Origin of the sequence: Cohnella sp. GCM10020058 (assembly GCF_042683485.1) — a bacterium.
Lineage (GTDB): Bacteria > Bacillota > Bacilli > Paenibacillales > Paenibacillaceae > Cohnella.
On sequence record NZ_JBHUJV010000017.1, the window covers coordinates 256,472 to 278,846 of the forward strand.

The 22,375-nt window shown below is 59.4% G+C and carries 21 protein-coding genes; all 21 read left to right on the plus strand.

Going from position 1 to position 22,375, the window contains the following annotated elements:
• The first annotated feature begins 8 nt into the window (after positions 1–8).
• The 21 genes from rbfA (at position 9) to sleB (ending at position 22,301) form a co-directional block, all read left to right on the plus strand.
• Positions 9–365 (plus strand): 30S ribosome-binding factor RbfA, encoded by a 357-nt coding sequence (rbfA, locus tag ACFSR7_RS28645; protein ID WP_378114761.1) that lies wholly within the window; start codon positions 9–11, stop codon positions 363–365.
• On the plus strand, positions 362–1,366 hold the full coding sequence (locus tag ACFSR7_RS28650; RefSeq protein WP_378167549.1) for a DHH family phosphoesterase: 1,005 nt from the start codon (positions 362–364) through the stop codon (positions 1,364–1,366). The genes rbfA and ACFSR7_RS28650 overlap by 4 nt, the downstream gene beginning before the upstream one ends.
• Entirely contained in the window at positions 1,344–2,276 is a 933-nt protein-coding gene (truB, locus tag ACFSR7_RS28655) for a tRNA pseudouridine(55) synthase TruB (protein WP_378167551.1), read from the plus strand. The genes ACFSR7_RS28650 and truB overlap by 23 nt, the downstream gene beginning before the upstream one ends.
• 58 nt (positions 2,277–2,334) lie before the next feature.
• Positions 2,335–3,309, plus strand: a complete 975-nt coding sequence (locus ACFSR7_RS28660; RefSeq protein WP_378167553.1) for a bifunctional riboflavin kinase/FAD synthetase — start codon at positions 2,335–2,337, stop codon at positions 3,307–3,309.
• A 174-nt stretch (positions 3,310–3,483) separates the two neighbouring features.
• The gene (rpsO, locus tag ACFSR7_RS28665; RefSeq protein ID WP_090115765.1) at positions 3,484–3,753 is read left to right on the plus strand and encodes a 30S ribosomal protein S15; all 270 of its coding nucleotides are present in this window, start codon (positions 3,484–3,486) and stop codon (positions 3,751–3,753) included.
• A gap of 167 nt (positions 3,754–3,920) precedes the next feature.
• The gene (gene pnp, locus ACFSR7_RS28670) at positions 3,921–6,026 is read left to right on the plus strand and encodes a polyribonucleotide nucleotidyltransferase (RefSeq protein ID WP_378168187.1); all 2,106 of its coding nucleotides are present in this window, start codon (positions 3,921–3,923) and stop codon (positions 6,024–6,026) included.
• A 201-nt stretch (positions 6,027–6,227) separates the two neighbouring features.
• Positions 6,228–7,283, plus strand: coding sequence for a polysaccharide deacetylase family protein (locus ACFSR7_RS28675; RefSeq protein ID WP_378167555.1), 1,056 nt, complete (start codon positions 6,228–6,230; stop codon positions 7,281–7,283).
• Between the two features lie 92 nt (positions 7,284–7,375).
• On the plus strand, positions 7,376–8,656 hold the full coding sequence (locus ACFSR7_RS28680; RefSeq protein ID WP_378167557.1) for a M16 family metallopeptidase: 1,281 nt from the start codon (positions 7,376–7,378) through the stop codon (positions 8,654–8,656).
• On the plus strand, positions 8,619–9,062 hold the full coding sequence (gene dut, locus ACFSR7_RS28685) for a dUTP diphosphatase (RefSeq protein WP_378167559.1): 444 nt from the start codon (positions 8,619–8,621) through the stop codon (positions 9,060–9,062). Before ACFSR7_RS28680 ends, dut begins: the two co-directional genes overlap by 38 nt.
• A gap of 250 nt (positions 9,063–9,312) precedes the next feature.
• Positions 9,313–9,450, plus strand: coding sequence for an RNA polymerase sigma factor (locus ACFSR7_RS28690; RefSeq protein WP_378167561.1), 138 nt, complete (start codon positions 9,313–9,315; stop codon positions 9,448–9,450).
• 77 nt (positions 9,451–9,527) lie between these two features.
• On the plus strand, positions 9,528–10,331 hold the full coding sequence (locus tag ACFSR7_RS28695; protein WP_378167563.1) for a DUF5643 domain-containing protein: 804 nt from the start codon (positions 9,528–9,530) through the stop codon (positions 10,329–10,331).
• Positions 10,332–10,547: 216 nt separating this feature from the next.
• Positions 10,548–11,444 (plus strand): dipicolinate synthase subunit DpsA, encoded by an 897-nt coding sequence (gene dpsA, locus ACFSR7_RS28700; protein ID WP_378167565.1) that lies wholly within the window; start codon positions 10,548–10,550, stop codon positions 11,442–11,444.
• Positions 11,441–12,037, plus strand: coding sequence for a dipicolinate synthase subunit B (locus ACFSR7_RS28705; RefSeq protein ID WP_378167566.1), 597 nt, complete (start codon positions 11,441–11,443; stop codon positions 12,035–12,037). The genes dpsA and ACFSR7_RS28705 overlap by 4 nt, the downstream gene beginning before the upstream one ends.
• 49 nt (positions 12,038–12,086) lie before the next feature.
• Entirely contained in the window at positions 12,087–13,127 is a 1,041-nt protein-coding gene (locus ACFSR7_RS28710; protein ID WP_378167568.1) for an aspartate-semialdehyde dehydrogenase, read from the plus strand.
• A 132-nt stretch (positions 13,128–13,259) separates the two neighbouring features.
• Positions 13,260–14,477, plus strand: a complete 1,218-nt coding sequence (dapG, locus tag ACFSR7_RS28715; RefSeq protein WP_378167570.1) for an aspartate kinase — start codon at positions 13,260–13,262, stop codon at positions 14,475–14,477.
• A gap of 56 nt (positions 14,478–14,533) precedes the next feature.
• Positions 14,534–15,409 carry a 4-hydroxy-tetrahydrodipicolinate synthase gene (dapA, locus tag ACFSR7_RS28720; protein ID WP_378167572.1) on the plus strand — a complete coding sequence of 292 codons (876 nt, stop codon included), beginning with the start codon at positions 14,534–14,536 and terminating at the stop codon, positions 15,407–15,409.
• A 234-nt stretch (positions 15,410–15,643) separates the two neighbouring features.
• Positions 15,644–17,323: a ribonuclease J gene (locus tag ACFSR7_RS28725; RefSeq protein WP_378167574.1), complete on the plus strand. Its 1,680-nt coding sequence runs from the start codon at positions 15,644–15,646 to the stop codon at positions 17,321–17,323.
• 245 nt (positions 17,324–17,568) lie between these two features.
• Entirely contained in the window at positions 17,569–18,321 is a 753-nt protein-coding gene (locus ACFSR7_RS28730) for a ClpP family protease (protein WP_378167576.1), read from the plus strand.
• A complete protein-coding gene (locus tag ACFSR7_RS28735) occupies positions 18,318–18,590 on the plus strand; it encodes a YlzJ-like family protein (RefSeq protein WP_378167577.1) in 273 nt (90 codons plus the stop codon). The genes ACFSR7_RS28730 and ACFSR7_RS28735 overlap by 4 nt, the downstream gene beginning before the upstream one ends.
• 77 nt (positions 18,591–18,667) lie before the next feature.
• Entirely contained in the window at positions 18,668–21,364 is a 2,697-nt protein-coding gene (locus ACFSR7_RS28740) for an FtsK/SpoIIIE family DNA translocase (protein WP_378167578.1), read from the plus strand.
• 136 nt (positions 21,365–21,500) lie between these two features.
• Positions 21,501–22,301, plus strand: a complete 801-nt coding sequence (gene sleB / locus ACFSR7_RS28745; protein WP_378167580.1) for a spore cortex-lytic enzyme — start codon at positions 21,501–21,503, stop codon at positions 22,299–22,301.
• The last annotated feature ends 74 nt before the right edge of the window (positions 22,302–22,375 follow it).

The following is a 22,375-nucleotide window of genomic DNA, read 5'->3' on the forward strand; positions in this document are numbered from 1 at the left end:
GATGGACAGTGGCTAAATTCCGCGTCGGCCGTGTCGGCGAACAGATCAAGAAAGAGATCAGCTCGCTGATCCAGACCGAGCTGAAGGATCCGCGCATCGGCTTTATCACGGTGACGGGCGTCGACGTGACGGGAGATCTGTCCCAGGCTCGCGTGTATCTAAGCATATTGGGCAGCGATGAACAGAAAGAAGCGACGCTGCATGCGCTGGCCAGGGCCAAAGGGTTCCTGCGCTCGGAGCTCGGCAACCGCATGCGACTGCGGCATACGCCGGAGATCGAATTCCGGTTCGACAGTTCGATCGCGTACGGCAGCAGGATCGAAGCGCTGCTGGCGGATATCAACAAAGGAAACCAGCCTTCATGAACGCCTGGACAGCGCAGCTCGACGCCGCAGTCGACTTTATCCAAGAGCGGGACGACTTTCTCGTCGTCTCCCACGTTCAGCCCGACGGCGACGCCATTAGCTCTACAGTGGCCGTCGCCTGGCTGCTGGGCAAGTTGGGCAAAAGCTACGCCATGTACAATGAAGGCCCCGTTCCCGAGCGCCTCCATTATCTGATAGGGAGCGACCGGATTGAGACGAACGCGTCCGGCACGGCCGGGCGCGCCTATCGTCATGTCATTGCGGTCGATTGTGCGGATTTCAGCCGCGTGGGCAATGCGCAAGAGCGGTTCGAGGATCAGTTCGAGATGCTGAACATCGATCATCATCCGACCAACAATGGCTTCGGCCTCGTTAATTTGCTTCGTTCGGACGCTGCTGCGACGGCTGAGATCCTCTATGAATTGATCGAGCGCGCGGGCATTGCCCTGGATAAGGACGCCGCAACGGCGATTTATACGGGCATGCTCACGGACACGGGCGGATTCCGTTATAGCAACACGACGCCAAACGTGCTTGCGATCGCTTCACGTCTGATCGATCTGGGCGTGGACGGTCCGATGCTGGCCGAGCTGCTGCTTGAGCGGATGACGCTTCAGCAGATGCTCGTTCTTCAGCGGGCGTTGTCCCGTCTGACGTTCAGCGCGGACAAGCGCATCGCCTGGCTTTGGGTGACGCCCGAGGATATGGCGGACACCGGCGCCAAAAACGAGGACCTGGAAGGCATCGTGAACTTCCCGCGGAACGTCGAGGGCGTCGAGGTCGGCATCCTGTTCAAGCAAAACGCGGAGGCTTCCGTCAAGGTCAGCCTGCGATCTGCAGGCAAGGTCGACGTCGCTGCCGTATCCCAGCAGTTCGGGGGCGGCGGCCACGTGCGCGCGGCCGGCTGCCGGGTGGCGGCTGCGCTGGATGACGCGATCGGCCAAATGACGACTGCGGTAGGAAAGGCGCTGGAATGGCATGACGCAAGCCAAAACGCATAGCTACGAAGGCGTGCTGGCGGTATGGAAGCCGGCGGGGTGGACGTCTCACGACGTTGTGGCCAAAGCGAGGCGAATCCTTGGCGTCAAGCGGATCGGACACACCGGGACGCTGGACCCGGCCGTGACAGGCGTGCTGCCGATTTGCATCGGCAGAGCGACGCGGATGGTCGAGTATTTGCAGGAGCTCCCCAAGACATACGAAGCGACGATTCGCTTCGGCATTGCGACCAATACCGAGGATCTTACGGGCGAGGTGCTGGAAACCTGCGATGCCTGCGAATTGACGGAAGCCGGGATCCGGGAGACGATTCTCTCTTTTGTCGGCGACATCATGCAGGTGCCGCCGATGGTATCCGCGTTGAAGGTCGACGGCAAACGGCTTTACGAGCTCGCCAGAGAGGGCGTTACGATCGAACGCTCGGCGCGTCCGGTGACGATCCACGAGATTCGGATCGGAGAGATCAAGACGGGCGTACCGCAGCCCGAGGCTTCTTTTTCGGTCCGCTGCTCCAAGGGTACCTACATCCGCACGCTCTGCGTCGATATCGGCAGCAAGCTCGGCGTGCCTGCAGCGATGGCGGTTCTCAAGCGGACGGAAAGCGCGGGACTCTCCCCCGGCGACAGCTTGACGCTGGAGGAGATGGCGCTTTTGCGGGAAAACGGCGGGCTCGGGGACCGGCTGGTTCCGGCCGACGAGCTCGTTCCTTTTCCGCGCGCGACCGGCGGATCGCTGGCGGCGTTGAATGCAAAGCAGGGCAAGGCCATTCCGTTCGAGCTGCTCTCGCCTTTTCCGGAGCAAGCCGGCTTGTGGCGTCTATATCGCGAGGACGGGGCTTTTCTGGGCCTGTTCGAGTCGGACATGCCGGGCCGCCGGCTCAAGGCTGTCAAAGTATTTCATCCGGAAGAGTGAATGATAGGACCGCCCCGCGGCGGTCCTTGCTCTTTCGAAGATGCAGGGGGACAGCAGGGTGGAACGTTACGATTTGACTCATACGATGTTGACGATGGACGACGGGCTGCCGTCCGGCGCCTGTCGGGACCGCATTGCCATGGCGATCGGCTTTTTCGACGGCGTGCACAGAGGGCATGCCGAAGTGATCCGCCAGGCGGTAGCGTCTGCGAGAGAGCAGGGATTCACGCCGGCGGTGCTGACGTTCAGCCCGCATCCGCGTACCGTGCTCGGCAAGGACGGTTACCATACCGTTTTGACGCCGCTTGAGGACAAGCTGGCGCTGTTCGCCGAGCTGGGGATTGAATTGGCTTATGTCGTGGCTTTCGATCACGGCTTCGCCGAAGTATCCGCGGAGAGCTTCGTCCGGCGCCTGCTGCTGCCGCTCGGGGTCCGGACCGCCGTCGTCGGCTTCGACTTCCGGTTCGGCCATCGCGGGCAAGGCGATGCCGAGGCGCTCCGGCGGCTGAGCGACGACGCGATCTCGGTTCGCGTCGTCGAGCCGGTGTTCGAGGGCGATGCCAAGATCAGCAGCACGCGGATTCGCGCGTGTCTGGCGGACGGCGATTGCGAAGCTGCGGCATTGCTGCTCGGACGTCCTTATGCGATCTCGGGCGAGATCGTCCATGGCGACGCGCGCGGCCGCTTGCTCGGCTTTCCGACGGCGAACATGCTGCCCGCCGTGCCTTACGTCATTCCGCGGCACGGCGTCTATGCGGTGACGGTGGGCGGTGCCGACGACGGGGAGCGCGAGCTGTCCGGCGTCATCAACGTCGGCGTCCGTCCGACGTTCGACGCGCCCGGCGGCGCGCCGAGGCTCGAGACCAATCTGTTCGACTTCCAGGGCGACCTGTACGGCCGCACGCTGACCGTGCGGTTCCACCGCTTTTTGCGTCCGGAGACGAAGTTCGCTTCGTTCGAGGAGCTCAAGTCGCAGATCGGCAGGGATGCCGAGCAGGCGCGCGAGGAACTGCGGTCGCTCGGATTGCATTGAGCCCGTCAACTCTCGCGTATCAGGCGATTGTTGCTATGATCCTAGGCATTGTGCTATACTGTTGTACGTTGTCGGCTATGCTGGCTTCATAAGAACCTTGGCTTGGCCGGACGCTCTCACCGGCGACAGCTCGGCCACAGGCGATTAGACAAATCGAACACGGAGGTGATTGGGATGGCATTGACGCAAGAGCGCAAACAAGAACTGATCGAGCTGCACAAGACGCACGCTTCGGACACCGGATCCCCGGAAGTTCAAATCGCGATCCTGACGGAAAACATCAACAACCTGACGACCCACTTCAGGTCCCACAAGAAAGACCACCACTCGCGCCGCGGCCTGCTTAAGATGGTCGGCCAACGTCGCAAGCTGCTGGCTTACCTGAAGAACAAGGACGTCAAGCGTTACAGCGCGCTGATCGAGAAGCTCGGCCTGCGCCGTTAATTTGCTTCGCGACACAAGCAACCTGCTTAGCCAGACGGGCATCGACCCGGGGCGGCGGGTTGCTTTTTTCAAGCTTAAGGCCTGTTCCAAGCGCCTAAGATTCGTCCGGCAGGAAATAATAGAGAGTATGTCGAATTTACATATGTCTAATTTGAGGAGGGATTGCACTGGCACACCAAGTAGAGATGTCGCTCGGCGGCCGTCCGTTATCGCTCGAGACGGGTCGCCTGGCGAAGCAGGCGAACGGCGCCGTTGTCGTCCGCTACGGAGATACGGTCGTTCTGTCCACGGTTACGGCTTCTTCCGGACCGAAGGACCTGGATTTTTTTCCGCTGACCGTCAATTATGAAGAAAAATTGTATGCCGTCGGCAAAATTCCCGGAGGCTTCATCAAGCGGGAAGGGCGTCCGAGCGAAAAAGCCATTTTGGCTTCCCGTCTGACCGACCGTCCGATCCGTCCGCTGTTCCCCGAGGGCTTCCGCAACGACGTGCAGATCGTCAGCCTCGTCATGAGCGTAGACCAGGATTGCCCGCCGGAGATTGCGGCGATGATCGGCACTTCCGCGGCGCTCGCCATTTCCAACGTTCCGTTCGACGGACCGATCGGCGGCGTCATCGTCGGCCGCGTCGGCGGCAAGTTTATCATTAACCCGACCGTTGCCGAGGAAGAGAAGAGCGACATGCACGTCGTCGTAGCAGGCACGAAGGACGCGATCATGATGGTCGAAGCCGAAGCCGACGAGGTGCCGGAAACCGATGTGCTCGAAGCGATTATGTTCGGCCACGACGAGATCAAGAAGATCGTTGACACGATCAACCAGCTCGTCGCGGTCGCCGGCCAACCGAAGATGGAAGTCAAGCTGCATGCCGTCGATGCTGCCGTCGAGAGCGACGTCAACGCGTTTGCGCAAGCACGACTCGTTGAAGCCGTCCGCATCGAGGAAAAGCATGCCCGTCAGGAAGCGATCGATACGATCAACGCCGAGACGGTCGAGCATTTTTCTGCCGTTTACGCGGACGAGCCGGGCAAGCTCGGCGATGTCAAGGAAGTGCTATACGATATCGTCAAAAACGAAGTTCGCCGCTTGATCACGCACGATAAGGTACGCCCCGACGGCCGCAAGCCGGAAGAGATTCGTCCGATCTCCGGCGACGTATCGCTGCTGCCGCGCACGCACGGCTCCGGCCTGTTCACCCGCGGACAGACCCAAGCGCTCAGCATTTGCACGCTCGGTCCGCTCGGCGAAGTGCAAATTCTCGACGGCATCGGCCTTGAAGAATCCAAGCGTTTTATGCATCACTACAATTTCCCGCCGTTTTCGGTTGGCGAAGCCCGTCCGCTCCGCGCACCGGGACGCCGCGAGATCGGTCACGGCGCACTCGGCGAGCGCGCGCTACTGAAGGTCATCCCGTCTGAAGCAGAGTTCCCGTATACGATTCGTCTTGTCTCCGAAGTGCTCGAATCCAACGGTTCGACGTCCCAGGCGAGCATCTGCGCCAGCACGCTGGCGATGATGGACGCAGGCGTGCCGATCAAAGCGCCTGTCGCAGGCGTGGCCATGGGCCTCATCAAGGACGGAGACCACTTCACGATCCTGACGGACATCCAAGGGATGGAAGACCATCTCGGCGACATGGACTTCAAGGTGGCAGGTACGGCGAAGGGCGTTACCGCGATTCAGATGGATATCAAGATCGACGGCATCGACCGTTCCATCCTGACGCAGTCGCTCGAGCAAGCGAAGGAAGGTCGCATGTTCATCCTCGGCAAGATGATGGAAGTGATGACAGAGCCGCGCAAGGAACTGAGCAAGTACGCGCCGAAGATTATTACGATGCACATCAATCCGGATAAGATCCGCGACGTTATCGGCTCCGGCGGCAAGATTATCAACAAGATCATTGAGGAGACCGGCGTCAAGATCGATATCGAGCAGGACGGCACCGTCTACATCGCGTCCTCCGATGCGGCCGCCAACGACAAGGCCCGCTCGATTATCGAAGGTATCGTCCGCGAAGTCATCGTCGGCGAGACGTATCTCGGCACGGTCAAGCGCATCGAGAAGTTCGGCGCGTTCGTCGAGATCCTGCCGGGCAAAGATGGCCTGGTTCACATCTCCCAGCTGTCGACCGAGCGCGTAGCCAAGGTCGAGGACGCCGTCGCTATCGGCGACAAGATCATGGTCAAGGTCACCGAGATCGACAACATGGGCCGCGTGAATCTGTCCCGCAAGGCGCTCCTCACGGCCGAGCAGGTCCAGAGCGGCCAGTAATCGCCGCCCGCTTTTTCAATCGCATACGATAAGCAAAAGAGACCGGTTTTTTCAGTCTCTTTTTTTATTTGCCCATGAAGAGCTGCCCCTCACAATGAAGGGATCTGCACCTTGCCCCGGTTCATAATATCCGCCCGGATTGCATAGGATGTAGACAAGCGAGGGGCGCGTCCGCGCCCGGATAGGAGCTGGGAATCTGCCATGAGCAAAACGCGTTGGCCGTCCGCGGTCATGCTGGCGCTGCTCGTCCTGCTGCTCGGGGCGGGGCGATACGGTCCGCTGCACGCATACGTGGAATCCGCCAAGTCTGCGAGCGGTAAGGCGACATATGCGGAGACGGGATTTCTCGGCGGCAAGGACAGGCCGGCGGCGGAAGAGCAAACGTATGGGGAAGAACCGCTGAGGGCGTGGCTTAAGAAAGAAGCGCAAAAGCGTACGGTCCCGGCAAAGGATGCCGTCGTCGACCGGGTATGGAAGGCGATACCGGGGTATAACGGCCGGGCGGTGGACTTGGAAGCGACGTACGCCAAGGCAAAAGCGGCGGGTTGGACGGCAGAGTCGGCCGCGGACGCCGCGGACAAGGTACCCTGGGTGTACAAGGAGATTGAACCAAAAGTATCGCTGCGGGATCTGCCGCCTTCGCCAGTCTATCGCGGCAACCCAGCGAAGCCTGCCGTTGGACTGATGATCAATGTCGCATGGGGCAACGAATATTTAGCTTCTATATTAAAGACGCTGGACGACGAGCACGTCAAAGCGACGTTTTTCCTCGACGGGAGCTGGCTCAGCAAAAACAAGGAAGCGGCGGAAGAAATCATCCGGCGCGGTCACGAGGTATCGAACCATGCGTACACGCATAAAAACATGAGTACGATTACGGACGCCAAGCAGCTCGAGGAGATCGCCAAGACGCAATCGCTGCTGAAAAAGTCACTAAACGTCAACAACCGCCTGTTTGCGCCGCCCTCCGGCGATTTCGACGCAAGAACGGTTAGAATCGCGGCCGGACTCGGACTGACTACAGTCCTGTGGACGCTGGATACCGTCGACTGGAAGCGTCCGCCGGCTGCGGGCGTCATCGCGAAGATCGGGGCGGGCGTGGGGCCGGGAATGCTCATTCTGATGCATCCGACATCGACGACGGAGCAAGCGCTCAAGGGAATCATCCGTCAGACCAGGTCGAAGGGACTCGTACCGGGAACGGTATCCGAGGTGCTGTCGGAGCGGCGGTTGGATGCGTCGGCGCTGGGTAATTAAATCTTCAAGGAGGCGCTTTGCTGCGCATCATCGGTTGTGAGGGATGTCGATTTTTGATATCATGTTATCATTCATGGCAAGGGGGAGAACGGTTGAACAAGTACACGCTAAAGAACGGCTTGCGCGTGATGATTGAGAATATCCCGACCAGCAGGTCGGTTGCGTTCGGCATTTGGGTGAAGACGGGGTCCCGATACGAGACGACGGCGGACAACGGAATTTCGCATTTCGTCGAGCATATGCTGTTCAAGGGTACGCGCCGCCACTCGGCGAAGGATATCGCCGACCGCTTCGACGGCATCGGCGGCAACGTCAACGCCTTCACCGCCAAGGAGTACACGTGCTATTACGCCAAGGTTCTCGATCAGCATCTGCCGATCGCCGTGGACATCTTATCTGACATGTTCTTCGAATCCCAACTCGCCGAGGAAGAGCTGGCTAAGGAAAAGAACGTGATTCTCGAAGAGATCGCCATGTACGACGATACGCCGGACGACACGGTTCACGACCTGGCCTCTACGGCTGCGTACGGCGATCATCCGCTGGCCTACTCGATCCTGGGGACGGCCGAACGCTTGCATGCGATGGGACCGGACGATCTGCGAGGTTATATGACCCGCAGGTACACGATCGACAATACGGTCGTCAGCCTGGCGGGCAACGTGGACGAGAGCGTGCTGAATTTGCTTGAAAAGCACTTCGGCGACTTTGCGATCCATTCGGAAGCGCCAACGTTATCTGCGCCAGCCTTCAGATCGGATGCGCTGTTCCATGCGAAAAAGACGGAGCAGAATCATCTGTGCCTTACGTTCCCGGGCTGTCCGATCGACGACCCGAAAATGTACGCGATGACGCTGCTTAACAATGCGATCGGCGGCGGGATGAGCTCGCGTCTGTTCCAGGAGATCCGGGAAAAGCGCGGACTCGCTTATTCGGTCTATTCGTACCATACGAGTTACGCGGACAGCGGTTTGTTTACCGTATATGCGGGCACGGCGCCGAAGCAGACGAGGGACGTATACGATCTGACGATGGAGATGCTCTCCGAGGCGCATGCCAAAGGACTGAGCGAAGCCGAAGTGAACCGCGGCAAGGAGCAGCTCAAGGGTAACCTGATCCTGAGCCTCGAGAGCACGAGCAGCCGCATGAACCGGCTCGGCAAAAACGAGCTGATGCTCGGACGCCATCTGACGCTTGACGAGATGATCGAACGAATCGACGCGGTCACGATGGATGACGTCGCTCACATGATGGACCGTATTATGAGCCAGCCTGCAGCTTTGGCGCTTGTCGGTTCGCAAGAAAATGTGTTGTCGGGAATAGGGAGGGAATTCGTTGTATCCAATCCAGTTGAAGCGGCTTCCGGGGAATGAAGACGTTCCGTTGCCGCGCCGCATGTCCGAATGGGCTGCGGGTTTTGACCTTCATGCCGCCGTGGCCGAGCCGGTCGTGCTCGCGCCGGGCGAGCGGGCACTGATTCCGGCGGGCTTCGCCATGGCGATGCCTGCCGAACTCGAAGCCCAGATCAGACCGCGCAGCGGTCTGGCCTATAAGCACGGCATTACTTGCCTGAACTCGCCGGGCACGATCGATGCCGATTACCGGGGCGAGGTCAAGGTGCTGCTCGTGAACCTGGGGCAGCAGCCCTTCGCAATCGAGCGCGGCGAACGCATCGCGCAGATGGTTTTTCAGTTGGTGCCTCAGGTTACGATTGAGGAGACCGACGAGCTTCCGGATACGGTGCGCGGCGCCGGCGGCTTTGGCCATACGGGCGTTTGAGTTTAACAGTCTTGCAGGGCATCGATGCCCTGCAAGACTTTTTTTGTGGTTGTGAAACCGTTGGCGGCTCTCGGCAGTCTAATGTCGGGAATGGTGGTCGGTCGCTTTAACGAAGATGGAGAAGCGGTGCTGACCGGGAAGCGGGCGCCGGACGTTCCGCAAGGACCGCAAGCTGCGGAACGGGAAACGGAACGGCTGCTTGCCGCGCGTGCCGGAACCAGCAGCATTTGCTGCGGGGCCGGAAGAAGCAATGAAAATCGAAGAAGCGGTTGCAGACTTGGACCCGCATTTGAAACAAGTCATCGTATTAAAGTATGCGGAAGACATGACATTAAGCGATATCGCCAAGCTGCTGGAGCGACCGGAGGGAACGACATCGACCGGATAGATGGTACGGGACGCAAGCTGGGGCTAGGCTACGGAACAGCCGGCTATGTTCAAGGCACGGAGGAGGCGCGATCCCAGATGGACTCGATCGAGATTTTATTCCCGAAGCGCGAGCCGCTGCCGGATGTACTGGGTCTGTCGGTCAAACTGCGGAATGCGACCTACACCGTCTCCTTTCCCGTTAACAAGAAGCTGTTCGCCGGAAACGAACGGACGATTCCGCTGGATGAAACCATTGACGTCGACGGTCAACGGATTGTAATCCAGAAGGCCCGAATCTCTCCGCTGCGAATTGCGATTGAAGGATATTACGCGGAGAGCAACACAAAAGCGATATTCGGTGGCGGGGACATGCGGATCGTAGATGACGCCGGCAAGGAATGGGGCCTCCCTAATTTTAGCCTGGGCGCAGCCGAGAAAAATGAGGCGCATTTCGAGTTCAAGAGCAGCTATTTTCGCAAGCCCAAGAAATTGTACCTGACCGGCTCGTGGTTCAGGGCTGTCTTCAAAGGCAAGCTTCATCTGGTCGTCGACACGGATAAGAAATCGATTGTCGAAGCGCCGGACGGCCAGGTGACGGTGGGCAATGTAAACGGAAGCTTTGGAAAAACGTTCATTACGTTTGAGCTTACCCGGTCGCGAAAAGACGACAATATGGGCTACATGCTTCTGGCGGAACCGTTCGTCGACGCGGCCGGGAAAAGGGGGACGGCTACCGCACGGGGAACGTCAATGGAGTTCGCGGGCGGAGAATACATGCGCGAAGAAGATCGGTACGAACTTTCGTCCGGCGATTACGTCCAGCCTTTGACCTTCGACGTGTACATGTATCCGCCATACATTGAGAAGCCGTATCGGATCGAAATACCGTTAGTTAAATGATTGATATTCGGCGCGAGGCGATTGTCGCTTCGCGCTTTTTCGTTGTCCATTGCGTTTATCCCCGTATCCGCACCCGCCGGGGGGCGTCTGCATACGATGTGCTATGCAAGTCGCGATGCGTGCCGCCCGAGCCGCGAACCAACGCCCGGGGGCATCGGCCTCGGCCGTCTGCGCTGAGGAAGCCGCCAGGCGCCAAGGTCAAAGGAGGGAGAAGTCATGCTTACGGGCGTGCATATTATCGTCGCCGGAGGCGACGCGCGGCAGCTCGAGGTCATAAGGCGGCTTACCGAGCTGGATGCGACGGTAACGCTGATGGGATTCGAGCGTCTCGACACGCCTTTTTCGGGCGTGACCAAGGCGGAGTGGACGCCGGAAGCGCTGCGAAGCGCGGATGCGCTGCTGCTGCCTGTGGCCGGAACGGAAGAGGACGGTGCGGTCTCGGCGATTTTCACGGATCAAGAGTTGAAATTTACGGACGACTACGCCGCCGCATTGCCGAAAACGTGCAAAATTTATACCGGACTTGCCAGATCCTATTTGCGCAAGCTAGGAGAAAAGCACCGGCTGACGGTCGTAGAGCTGTTCGAGCGGGACGACGTAGCCATTTACAATTCGATACCGACGGCGGAAGGCGCCTTGATGATGGCGATTCAGCATACGGACATTACGATTCACGGTTCGAGATGCATGGTGCTCGGACTCGGCCGGACGGGGATGACGATGGCCCGGTCGCTGCAGGGACTTGGGGCGGTCGTGATGGCGGGCGTGCGCCGGGAAGACGCATTCGCAAGGGCGTACGAGATGGGCTTCGAGCCTTTCAACATCGCTGATTTGGCGCGCCTGGCGGGGAATATTGACTTGATTTTTAATACGATACCGAATATGATAGTCACAGCACAAGTGATCTCCAAACTTCCCCTTCGCGCGGTCATTATCGACCTTGCATCCAAGCCCGGCGGCACCGACTTCCGCTTCGCGGAGAAGCGCGGCATCAAGGCGCTTCTGGCACCCGGATTGCCCGGCATCGTCGCCCCCAAGACGGCAGGACGCATCATCGCGAACAGTCTGTGCCAGAGCATTCTGGACGACTACAAACAGGGGGAAGCGCCATGAATTGGCAAGGAATCACGGTCGGATACGCGTTATCCGGCTCGCACTGCACGTTGCCGGAGATCATGCCTCAGATCCAGCGCTTCGTAGATGCCGGAGCGAACGTCGTGCCGGTTGTCAGCCAGAGCGTGCTGACGACGGACACCCGCTTCGGGGCATCGGCGCATTGGCGATCCGAGTTGACCCGCATGACGGGCAACGAGATCATCAGTACGATCGTGGACGCCGAGCCGCTCGGTCCTTCCAAGCGCTTCGACGTGATGATCATCGCCCCTTGCACGGGCAATACGACGAGCAAGCTGGCCAATGCGTTGACGGACGGACCGGTGCTGATGGCCGCCAAGGCCCAGATGCGCAACGGAAGGCCGCTCGTGCTGGCGATCTCCACGAACGACGGACTTGGCCTTAACGCCGCGAATATTGCGAAGCTGCTCGTCGCGAAGAACATTTTCTTCGTGCCGTTCGGCCAGGACAATCCGCAGCAGAAGCCCAACTCGCTTGTCGCCCGGATGGATCTGGCGATCGATACGTGCGAAGCCGCCCTTCAGGGCAAGCAGCTGCAGCCGATGCTTATCGAACGGTTTTTATTCGCTTGAACTTATCCATATAGAGATTGTCTTTTGATTAGAGGGGAGAGTCATCATCATGTCTACGCCTACGTTGTTTAACGTCGCCGTCGTGGGAGCCACCGGTGCCGTTGGGGAACAGATCCTGAAGCAGCTCGCAGCGCGCAACTTCCCTATCAAGGAACTGAAGCTTCTGTCTTCGGCGCGCTCCGCCGGAACGAAGATCAAATTCAAAGGCAAGACCTATACGGTCGAAGAAGCGACGCCGGACAGCTTCAAGGGCGTCGAGATCGCGCTTTTCAGCGCGGGCGGCGACGTATCCAAGGCGCTTATTCCGCATGCGATCGAGCATGGAGCCGTATGCATCGACAATACGAACGCTTACCGCATGGACCCGACGACGCCGCTCGTCGTGCCCGAGGTTAACATCGGCAAGGTAGCGGAGCACAAGGGCGTCATTGCGAACCCGAACTGCTCGACCATCCAGATGGTCGCCGCGCTCAAGCCGCTATACGACCGCTACGGCATTTCCCGCATCATCGTATCGACGTACCAAGCCGTTTCCGGCGCAGGCGCGCGTGCGATCGACGAGATGCTTCGACAGTCGAAGGAAGTGCTCGCGGGCAACGATCCGCAGCCGGATATTTTGCCGGTAGGATCGCTGCCAGTCAAGCATCAGATCGCCTTCAACGCGATCCCGCAGATCGACAAGTTCCAGGACAACGGCTTCACGCTCGAAGAGATGAAGATGATCCGGGAAACGAAAAAGATCATGGACGACGACACGCTTGAAGTTACCGCGACTTGCGTACGGATTCCGGTCGTGTACGGGCATTCCGAGTCGGTCTACGTTGAACTCAAGCAAGACTTTGACATCGGCGAGATCAAGACCTTGCTCGCCGGCTCGCCGGGCATCGTGCTCCAGGACGATCCGGACAGCCAGCTTTATCCGCTTGCGACCGATGCGGCGGGCAAGAACGAGGTATTCGTCGGACGCGTCCGGCGCGACCTGTCCAACCCGCGCGCGCTTAATCTGTGGATCGTATCCGACAATCTGCTCAAAGGCGCAGCCTGGAACGCCGTTCAGATCGCCGAACACATCGCAGCCCAACGCGCCTAAATCGACAACCCCCAGCCCTTCCCGTAGCCGGGGAGGGCTGGTCTGACGGTTGCGGTCTCATTCCCTCCCCTTTCTGAACGGCGCCCAGGACAACGCGGTTCCGACATTTTCGAGGCGAGGAAGGATGCATCGATGGTAACGGTTCAAAAGTTCGGAGGGACGTCGCTGTCCGATGCGGATGCTCGGGGGCACGTCCTCCGTCATATTCGGCGAGAATACGAAGCCGGCGCCGGTCTGGTCGTCGTCGTCTCGGCGATGGGCCGACGGGGCGAGCCTTATGCGACCGATACGTTGCTGGAGTGGATCGGTTCGAACGGCGCCGGTCTGGCCGAACGGGAAAAGGACTTGCTGATGAGCTGCGGAGAGTTAATCTCCGCAGCTACTTTATGCAGTCTGCTTGGCGCCCACGACCTGCCGAGCGTCGTCTTGACGGGTGCGCAAGCCGGCATCCTTACCGATAACAAGTTCGGTGCCGCGCGTATCGTCGAAGTGAAGACCGAACGGATCCTTGCCAGCCTTGCGCAAGGCAAGATCGTCATCGTAACGGGATTTCAGGGCGCTACGGCAGAGGGGGAGATCACCACGCTCGGACGCGGCGGCAGCGACACGTCGGCTACCGCGCTCGGCGCCGCGCTTCAAGCGGACGTGGTGGACATCTACACGGACGTCGACGGTATTTTGACCGCAGATCCGCGGGTCGTGTCCGAAGCCCGCCAGCTCGCAGTCGTCAGTTACGACGAGATTTGCAACATGGCTCACAACGGGGCCAAGGTCATTCATCCGAGAGCTGTCGAGATTGCGATGAAAGCCGGCATACCGGTGCGCGTTCGCTCTACCTTTTCGGACGGAGAGGGAACGCTCGTCACGCATGCGAATGCAGCCGAAGGCCATATCGGCTGGAGCGACCGGACGGTGACCGGGCTTGCGCATGTCAAAGGCGTAACGCAGATTGCCGTTTCGGCCGAAGGCACGGCGCTTAATCCGCAGCTCGAGGTGTTCAGGGCGATGGCGAAGAACGGTATAAGCGTAGACTTTATCAATGTCATGCCTGCCGGCGTTCTGTATACGGTAACGGATGTCGATGCGCCGCTTGCGCTGCGGCTGCTTGCGGAGATGGGCTTCGAGCCGCGCGTACGCAGCGGCTGTGCCAAGGTTTCGGTCATCGGCGGCGGCATGAACGGGGAACCGGGCGTCATGGCGAAGATCGTGGAGGCGCTTGCCGAGCGGCAGATCCCGATCCTGCAATCCGCGGATTCGAACACGACGATCTGGGTGCTCGTGCGCGAGGAGGATATGGCGGCCGCCTTGTCGGCGCTCCATTCCGCTTTTGCCTTGCATGCGGTATCATGAAGTTTATAATGGATTAGACGATAGGGATCGGCTTTTAGACGAAGGAGGATACGGGTATGGATTTCGGCCGCCTGATTACAGCGATGGTGACGCCATTTAACGAGCAATTGCAAATCGATTGGGAAGCGACGGGCCGGCTGATCGATGAGCTCATCGAGGTTCAAAAGTCGGATAGTCTGGTCGTGTCCGGCACGACGGGCGAATCTCCGACATTGACCGAAGAGGAGAAGCTAGAGCTGTTCCGCTTCTCGGTACGCCGCGCAGCCGGACGTGCCAAGATTATCGCCGGCACGGGCAGCAACGACACGGCGCATTCCATTCATCTGAGCAAGCTCGCCGAAGAAGCGGGCGTCGATGCATTGCTGCTTGTCGCTCCTTATTACAATAAGCCGAATCAAGAGGGTCTGTACCTGCATTTCAAAGCCATCGCCGAATCGACGAAGCTGCCGGTTATTTTGTACAATGTGCCTGGACGCACCGTCGTGAGTTTATCCACTGCTACGACGCTTAGGCTCGCGCAGCTTCCGAACGTGGTGGCAACCAAGGAATGCGCGTCCGTCGAGCAAATTACCGAGCTGGTTGCTGGAGCGCCTGAAGGCTTTATCGTGTACAGCGGGGACGACGGCATTACGCTTCCGACGCTTGCTGTTGGCGGCTATGGCATTATTAGCGTGGCTAGCCATGTCGTCGGCGCGGAGATGAAGCAATTGATCGATTCTTTCCTTGAAGGACGGATCGCGGAGGCTGCGCAGCTCAACGCCAAGCTTTTTCCGGTATTCAAAGGCTTGTTTCAGTGCCCGCATCCCGTGCCGAATCCCGTCGCCGTCAAGCATGCCCTGACTGCCAAAGGACTAAACGTAGGCGGCGTGAGACTGCCGCTTGCTCCCGCTACGACGGACGAACGGGCCTTTATCGAAGCCTTGTTCAACTGAATGATGGCCGTTCGTTGGGTCTTATTCCATATGCGCTTCGAGCGACCGATGCCTAGGGCATCGGTTTTGCGTTAAATGGAGAAATTAATCGTATTCGGCCGTATTCGTTAGCCTGACTTGTACGAGTGGATTGGCATCATGTATAATGGGATGGAGTGAATGGGTGCGGCCAAAATTTGCAACTTGACAATTCCATAGATCGGGATCGTCGAATTATCGTAGGAGGTACTAGACTTGTCCAAGAAAAACAGCACAGACAAATTATTGATTTACGCGCTTGGCGGCGTCGGCGAGATCGGGAAAAATATGTATGTCGTTCAATACGGGAACGATATCGTCGTCGTCGACGCGGGCCTTAAATTCCCGGAAGAAGAGATGCTCGGCATCGACGTGGTCATTCCGGACATTACCCACCTGCTCGACAACCGCGAGAAGGTTCGCGGCATCCTCGTCACGCACGGCCACGAGGACCATATCGGCGGGCTTCCTTACGTATTGAAGCAGCTTAATGTTCCGATCTACGCTACGCGTCTGACGACGGGGCTGATCGAAAACAAGCTGAAGGAAGCGGGATTGCTCGGCGACACCAAGCGCATCCTGATCACCGCGGATTCGGAAGTGCAGATGGGCTCGATCAAGGCGTCCTTCTTCCGTACGAACCACAGTATCCCGGACTCGGTCGGCGTCTGCCTCGAGACGCCCGAAGGCGTCGTCGTGCATACGGGCGACTTCAAATTCGACCATACGCCGGTCAACGATCAATACGCGGACCTGCAGCGGATGGCCGAGATCGGCAAGCGCGGCGTGCTCGCGCTGCTGTCGGACAGCACGAACGCGGAGCGTCCCGGATTCACGCCGTCGGAGAGCAATATCGGCAAGGAATTCGAGGAGATCTTCCGCCGGGCGAAGCAGCGGGTCGTCGTAGCTACGTTCGCTTCGAACGTCCATCGGGTTCAGCAGGTCATCAACGCAGCTGCCGAGACGCGCCGCAAGATGGCGGTCGTCGGCCGCAGCATGGTGAACGTCGTGACGATCGCATCGGAAATGGGGTATCTTGACGTTCCGGAAGGCATGATCATCGAGCCCGAAGAAGTGAACAAGCTGCCGGCGGATCGCGTCGTCATTCTGTCGACCGGCAGCCAGGGCGAGCCGATGTCGGCGCTGTCGCGCATGGCTCGCTCGACGCACCGCAAGGTAGACATTCTTGCCGGCGACACCGTCATTATTTCGGCGACGCCGATCCCGGGCAACGAGCGTTATGTCGGCCGCACGGTCGACGAGCTTATGCGACTGGGCGCGCACGTTATTTACGGACCGGGCTCCGTGTCCGGCGTGCACGTATCGGGTCACGGCAGTCAGGAAGAGCTTAAGCTCATGCTGAACCTGATCCGTCCGCAGTACTTTATTCCGATCCACGGCGAATACCGGATGCTGCGGCATCACGCCAACCTCGGCGAGTCCGTCGGCATCGACCGGGAAAATATTTTCCTGTGCGACATCGGCGACGTCGTCGAATTCCAGAACGGAACCGCGCGCAAGGCGGGCAAGATTCCTTCGGGCAACGTTCTTATCGACGGACTGGGCGTCGGCGACGTGGGCAACATCGTGCTTCGCGACCGCAAGCTGCTCTCCCAAGACGGCATTCTGGTTGTCGTCGTTACGTTGTCCAAGCAGGACGGCACGATTTTGTCGGGTCCGGACATTATTTCCCGCGGCTTCGTATATGTACGCGAATCCGAAGGCTTGCTCGAAGAAGCCAACCGCATCGTAACGGGCACGCTCCACAAGCTGATGAGCGACAATGTCAACGAATGGGCTTCGCTTAAGACCAACGTTAAGGACGCTCTCGGGCGTTTCCTCTACGAGCAAACGAGAAGAAGACCGATGATCCTGCCGATCATCATGGAAGTATAAACGAAAGCGCAAGCAACCCCTACACTCAAACCAAAGGCCGCTTCCCCGGATTTGTCCGGGCAGGCGGCCTTTTTGGCGTCTCATGCGACCCGATTTTGCGTCCAAGCCAGATGCGAATCTGCCCGGAGAACGGAGCCTTCCAATCGCATAATGTGAGCCTTAGCGTTCATACTATGTCGGACCGCCGTCGGCTGCGCTTCGCGCAAGCAGGACGGCGACGGAGGATTCGGGAAGGAAGTGGCAACTTGAAGAACAACGAAGAGCCCGGCACTTCGGAGCAGCCCGCATCGCCCGACGAAGCGCGGAAAGGCTCGGTCGCCGCAGAAAATATCGTTCAGTTGGGTACGACGAACGTGCCGCAGGCGGAGTCGAACGTATTTTGCCTCACGATTATCGGGCAAGTCGAAGGCCACATGATGCTGCCGCCGCAGAACAAGACAACCAAGTACGAACATGTCATTCCTCAGCTGGTAGCCGCAGAGCAAAGCCCGAAGGTCGAAGGCTTGCTGATCGTGCTTAATACGGTGGGCGGCGACGTCGAGGCCGGTCTCGCGATCGCGGAGATGATCGCGTCGCTGTCGAAGCCGAAGGTGGCGGTCGTGCTGGGCGGAGGCCATTCGATCGGCGTACCGATTGCCGTTGCGGCCGATTATACGTTGATTGCGGAAAGCGCAACGATGACGATCCATCCGATCCGCATGAACGGTCTAGTCATCGGCGTACCGCAAACGTTCGAATATTTGGACAAAATGCAGGAGCGCGTCGTACGCTTCGTCACCCGTCATAGCCGAGTAGGGGAAACGAAGTTTAAGGAACTGATGTTCAAAACGGGAGAGCTTGCCCGCGATATCGGCACGACGGTCGTCGGTCCGGATGCGGTGTCGTACGGACTGATCGACGCGATCGGGGGGATCGGGGAAGCGCTGCGCGAGCTCAATCGGCGAATCGCCAAGCGCAAGCTTGCCTTCGCCGCGCCGCAAGGAGGAGAGGTACAGTGACGCTGTACACGCCGATGCCGCTCGAACTGGTGCTCGAAGGGTGGAGCGACGTACAGGAACCGATGATCGAGGTGAATTACGGCGCGCTGCGCATGCTGTTGACGCCGGTCGCCCCCGGCGTCGGGAAGCTCGTGCGTCTGGTTTCCGCGCCGCTTGATGCATATTTGCTGCCTGCCTTAGAGCCGGGCAAACTGATTTATTTCGGTGCCGCCTCGTCGAATGCGGTAGCGGGAACGCCGTCGATCGACGACGGGGAACGGGGACTTTAGACCGTGTATGGCCGACGCTTCGGCTCATGTGTCGCTTCGGTAAACTATGGTATAATGGGTGACCGGAGGTGGCGGAGTTGGCCAAGCGCAAACGAAAAAAAGATACGCTGGGCGCAAGCCTCAAATATGAGATATACGGCATTTTGTTGATAACGATTTCCGTCATCGCGATGTACGGCGAGGCGGCGGGCGGGCGTTCGCTCTCCAAGTTGTTTGGGTATTTGCTCGGCAAATTTTATTTTTTGCTGCCGATTGCGGGCATTTGGCTTGGGCTTCACGTGATGATCCGCAGAGCCTGGCCGCGCGGATGGACGATCCGCCGGAGCGGCTTCGTGATGGTCTGCTGCGGTTTGACGCTGCTGAGCTCCATGAGCTTCGTCGATTCGCGCCTCGGCCCATTGGAGGCGATCCGCCCGTCGGCGATATTCAGCCAAACGACGCATCAACTATACGAACAGCTATGGAACGCCCCTATCGAGAACGAAGCCCGGATTACGGGCAAAGATATCGGCGGCGGGCTGCTCGGGGCGATGCAATACTCGATTTTTTATTGGTTGTTCGGCTACTACGGCGCAAAGTTCGTCCTGATCGTGGAGTTCGTCATCGCCTTTATGCTGCTGACGAATCGTTCTTATGTCGACATGATGAAAGGGATCCGCACCTTTGCGATGCGTCTGCTGCCTTTGCTCGCGCAGCGGCTGTCCGGCGGGCGCAAGCTGACCAGAGCCAAGGCGGTGCCGGTGAAGCCCAGAGCCAGGAAAGGACAAGTCGCCGCTGCGATGGCGGCGATCGGCGACGACGATCTTCAAGAGGAGCCGATTGCGCGCAGCGCCGATGCGAAGAAGCCTTACTTCTTTCAGCTGTTCCACGGCAAGCCTGGGGGAGCCGAGACCGCGGACGCGGACGATTTGGACGACGAGCCTGCGCTGTATGCGGCTGCGCCGGCGGTCAACATTTCGGCCCGGCCGGAGGGGCGCGGCAAGAGCAAAAAAAAGGAAGCGGAAGCACCGGAAATTCCGGCGGCGCAGCCGATCGTCCAAACGCCATACATAGAGCCCGAGGAAGAGTGGGAGCCTGTGGCCGCGCAGCAACCGGACGCAGGTCCGCGTTTCCACGATTTTGCCGATCAAGTGCCCGCCTTTGAAGAAACCGACGAATCGGCCTGGAGCCAGTCCGAGATGGAGCTAGATGATCCGGCAGGCGTCGAATCCGCGTCCGATGCCGGTACATTGGCCGATCCGACGGAAGGCGAAGCCGGTCCCGTTCAGGCAGCCACGCCGGGAGTCGACGGCGCCGCCACCGACGGTGCCGATTCGGCGGCTGCGCCTGCGCCTGTCAAGCCCAAGCGGGTATACCGGATGCCGCCGATGCATCTGCTCGGCAAGCCGCAAGGCGGTGCCAAAGGCGGCGCCGGCGACAGCGGGCGCGAGGTGGCGCGCAAGCTGGAGGCGACGCTCGAGAGCTTCGGCGTGCGCGCGAAGGTGCTCGACGTGGCCAGAGGCCCCGCGGTTACGCGCTACGAGCTGCAGCCGGACGTCGGCGTCAAGGTCAGCCGAATCGTCAGTCTGACCGACGATATCGCGCTGGCGCTGGCCGCGAAGGATATTCGCATGGAAGCGCCGATCCCAGGCAAGTCGGCCATCGGCATCGAGGTGCCGAACAACGAGGTGAGCGTCGTGACGCTGCGCGAGGTGCTCGAGACGCCTACCTTCCAGGAGGCGCCAAGCAAGCTGACGATCGCCTTCGGCAGGGATATTTCCGGACAGCCGATTGTGGGCAACCTCGCCCGCATGCCGCATATGCTCGTAGCGGGTGCGACGGGTTCAGGCAAGTCCGTATGTATCAACGGGATCATTACCAGCCTGCTCTACAAGGCCAAGCCCGACGAAGTGAAGTTTCTTATGATCGACCCCAAGATGGTCGAGCTGAACGTGTACAACGGCATTCCGCATCTGCTCGCGCCGGTCGTGACGGATCCGCGGCGCGCTTCGCTGGCGCTCAAGAAAATCGTCGTCGAGATGGAAAAACGATACGAGAAATTTTCCAAATCCGGCACAAGAAATATCGAAGGCTATAACAATCTGATGCTTAGCGGCGACAACCCGGACGGCGTGCTGCCGTACATTGTCGTCATTGTGGACGAGCTCGCGGACCTGATGATGGTGGCTGCCGGCGACGTCGAAGACGCGATCTGTCGTCTCGCGCAAATGGCGCGGGCGGCGGGCATTCATCTGATCATCGCAACGCAGCGACCGTCGGTCGATGTCATTACCGGCGTCATCAAGGCGAATATCCCGAGCCGGATCGCATTCGGCGTATCCTCTCAGGTGGACTCCCGCACGATTCTGGACATGGTCGGGGCGGAGAAGCTGCTCGGACGCGGCGACATGCTTTTCCTGCCGATGGGCGCTTCCAAGCCGATTCGCGTGCAGGGGGCGTTTTTGTCCGACAACGAGGTCGAATCCGTCGTCGCCTACTCCCGCGGCCAAGCCGAAGCGGAGTACAACGAGGAGCTCGTACCTGAAATCGAGGAGTCGGACGACGCCGCGAACAACGAGCAGCTCGACGAGCTGTTCGATCAGGCGGTAGGCATCGTGCTCGAGGCCAAGCAGGCATCGGTCTCGCTGCTGCAGCGACGCATGCGCATCGGTTATACGCGGGCTGCGCGCCTGATCGACTCGATGGAGGCGAGAGGCGTCGTCGGTCCATACGAGGGCAGCAAGCCCAGAGAAGTGCTCGTCACGCTCGAACAATTTCAACAACGCTCCTCCTGACATGTCGGGAGCGAGCGTTTTTTTTGTCCATGAATAGCCATCCATGACCTTCCTCATACTAACCTCACGCATGCCCGCGGCCCATCGGAGCCGGCGCGCACGAATCGCGAAAAATGAGAGGAAGGCGTGAACCAAGATGCGCTATCGTTTAGTAATTTTGACCGTATGCCTCGTCTGCTGCCTCTTCGGCCTGTATACGCTGAATCGGCTAGACAAGCCGGAGGCGGCACGCGAGGCGTTCAGCAGTGCCGTCATCAAGAGCGGCGCTTCCGGCAAGGACGTTTACGAACTGCAAGGGAGACTTAAATACTTAGGGTATTACAGCGGCAAAGTGGACGGGAATTTCGGATCGACGACGCTCAATTCCGTGAAATGGTTCCAATGGAAGTTCGGCATGAAGGCGGACGGCGTCGTGGGCGGCAAAACAAAGCTGAAGCTCTGGGAGGCGACGAAAGACTGGAAGCCGACGGCGGCTGATCTGGGCAAAGAGACCGAGGCGAACCAAGGCTCGAATCAAAACGCCAACGCCGGCAATGGCGCTTCAAACGAGGCCAACTTGCCCGCATCGAACAACATGGGCTTGTCGGCCAACGATTTGAAGCTGATGGCGAACGCCGTTTACGGCGAATCGCGCGGCGAACCGTTCGAAGGCCAGGTTGCGGTGGCGGCGGTTATCCTAAACCGCGTGCGCGCCTCGGAGTTCCCCAATACGGTATCGGGGGTTATCTTTCAGCCAGGAGCCTTTACCGCAGTGGCGGACGGGCAGATCTATCTGACGCCGAACGAGACGGCAGCCAAAGCTGTCAAGGACGCGCTGTCCGGATGGGATCCGACGGACGGGTGCCTGTACTATTTCAATCCGAAGACGGCGACCTCGAAGTGGATCTGGTCGAGGCCGCAGTACAAGACGATCGGACAGCATATATTTTGCTATTGACCCTTTTTTCCTGCGGCGCCTTATTTGCTTCGGGCTTGACCATGCGCTAGAATGGGCTTGAATCCAGAATCAGG

Coding starts and splice junctions, on each gene's coding strand:
- rpsO (WP_090115765.1), top strand. CDS start 3,484: ATGGCATTGACGCAAGAGCGCAAACAAGAACTGATCGAGCTGCACAAG.
- ACFSR7_RS28650 (WP_378167549.1), top strand. CDS start 362: ATGAACGCCTGGACAGCGCAGCTCGACGCCGCAGTCGACTTTATCCAA.
- dapA (WP_378167572.1), top strand. CDS start 14,534: ATGGATTTCGGCCGCCTGATTACAGCGATGGTGACGCCATTTAACGAG.
- truB (WP_378167551.1), top strand. CDS start 1,344: ATGACGCAAGCCAAAACGCATAGCTACGAAGGCGTGCTGGCGGTATGG.
- dpsA (WP_378167565.1), top strand. CDS start 10,548: ATGCTTACGGGCGTGCATATTATCGTCGCCGGAGGCGACGCGCGGCAG.
- ACFSR7_RS28690 (WP_378167561.1), top strand. CDS start 9,313: ATGAAAATCGAAGAAGCGGTTGCAGACTTGGACCCGCATTTGAAACAA.
- ACFSR7_RS28675 (WP_378167555.1), top strand. CDS start 6,228: ATGAGCAAAACGCGTTGGCCGTCCGCGGTCATGCTGGCGCTGCTCGTC.
- sleB (WP_378167580.1), top strand. CDS start 21,501: ATGCGCTATCGTTTAGTAATTTTGACCGTATGCCTCGTCTGCTGCCTC.
- ACFSR7_RS28695 (WP_378167563.1), top strand. CDS start 9,528: ATGGACTCGATCGAGATTTTATTCCCGAAGCGCGAGCCGCTGCCGGAT.
- ACFSR7_RS28705 (WP_378167566.1), top strand. CDS start 11,441: ATGAATTGGCAAGGAATCACGGTCGGATACGCGTTATCCGGCTCGCAC.
- ACFSR7_RS28710 (WP_378167568.1), top strand. CDS start 12,087: ATGTCTACGCCTACGTTGTTTAACGTCGCCGTCGTGGGAGCCACCGGT.
- dapG (WP_378167570.1), top strand. CDS start 13,260: ATGGTAACGGTTCAAAAGTTCGGAGGGACGTCGCTGTCCGATGCGGAT.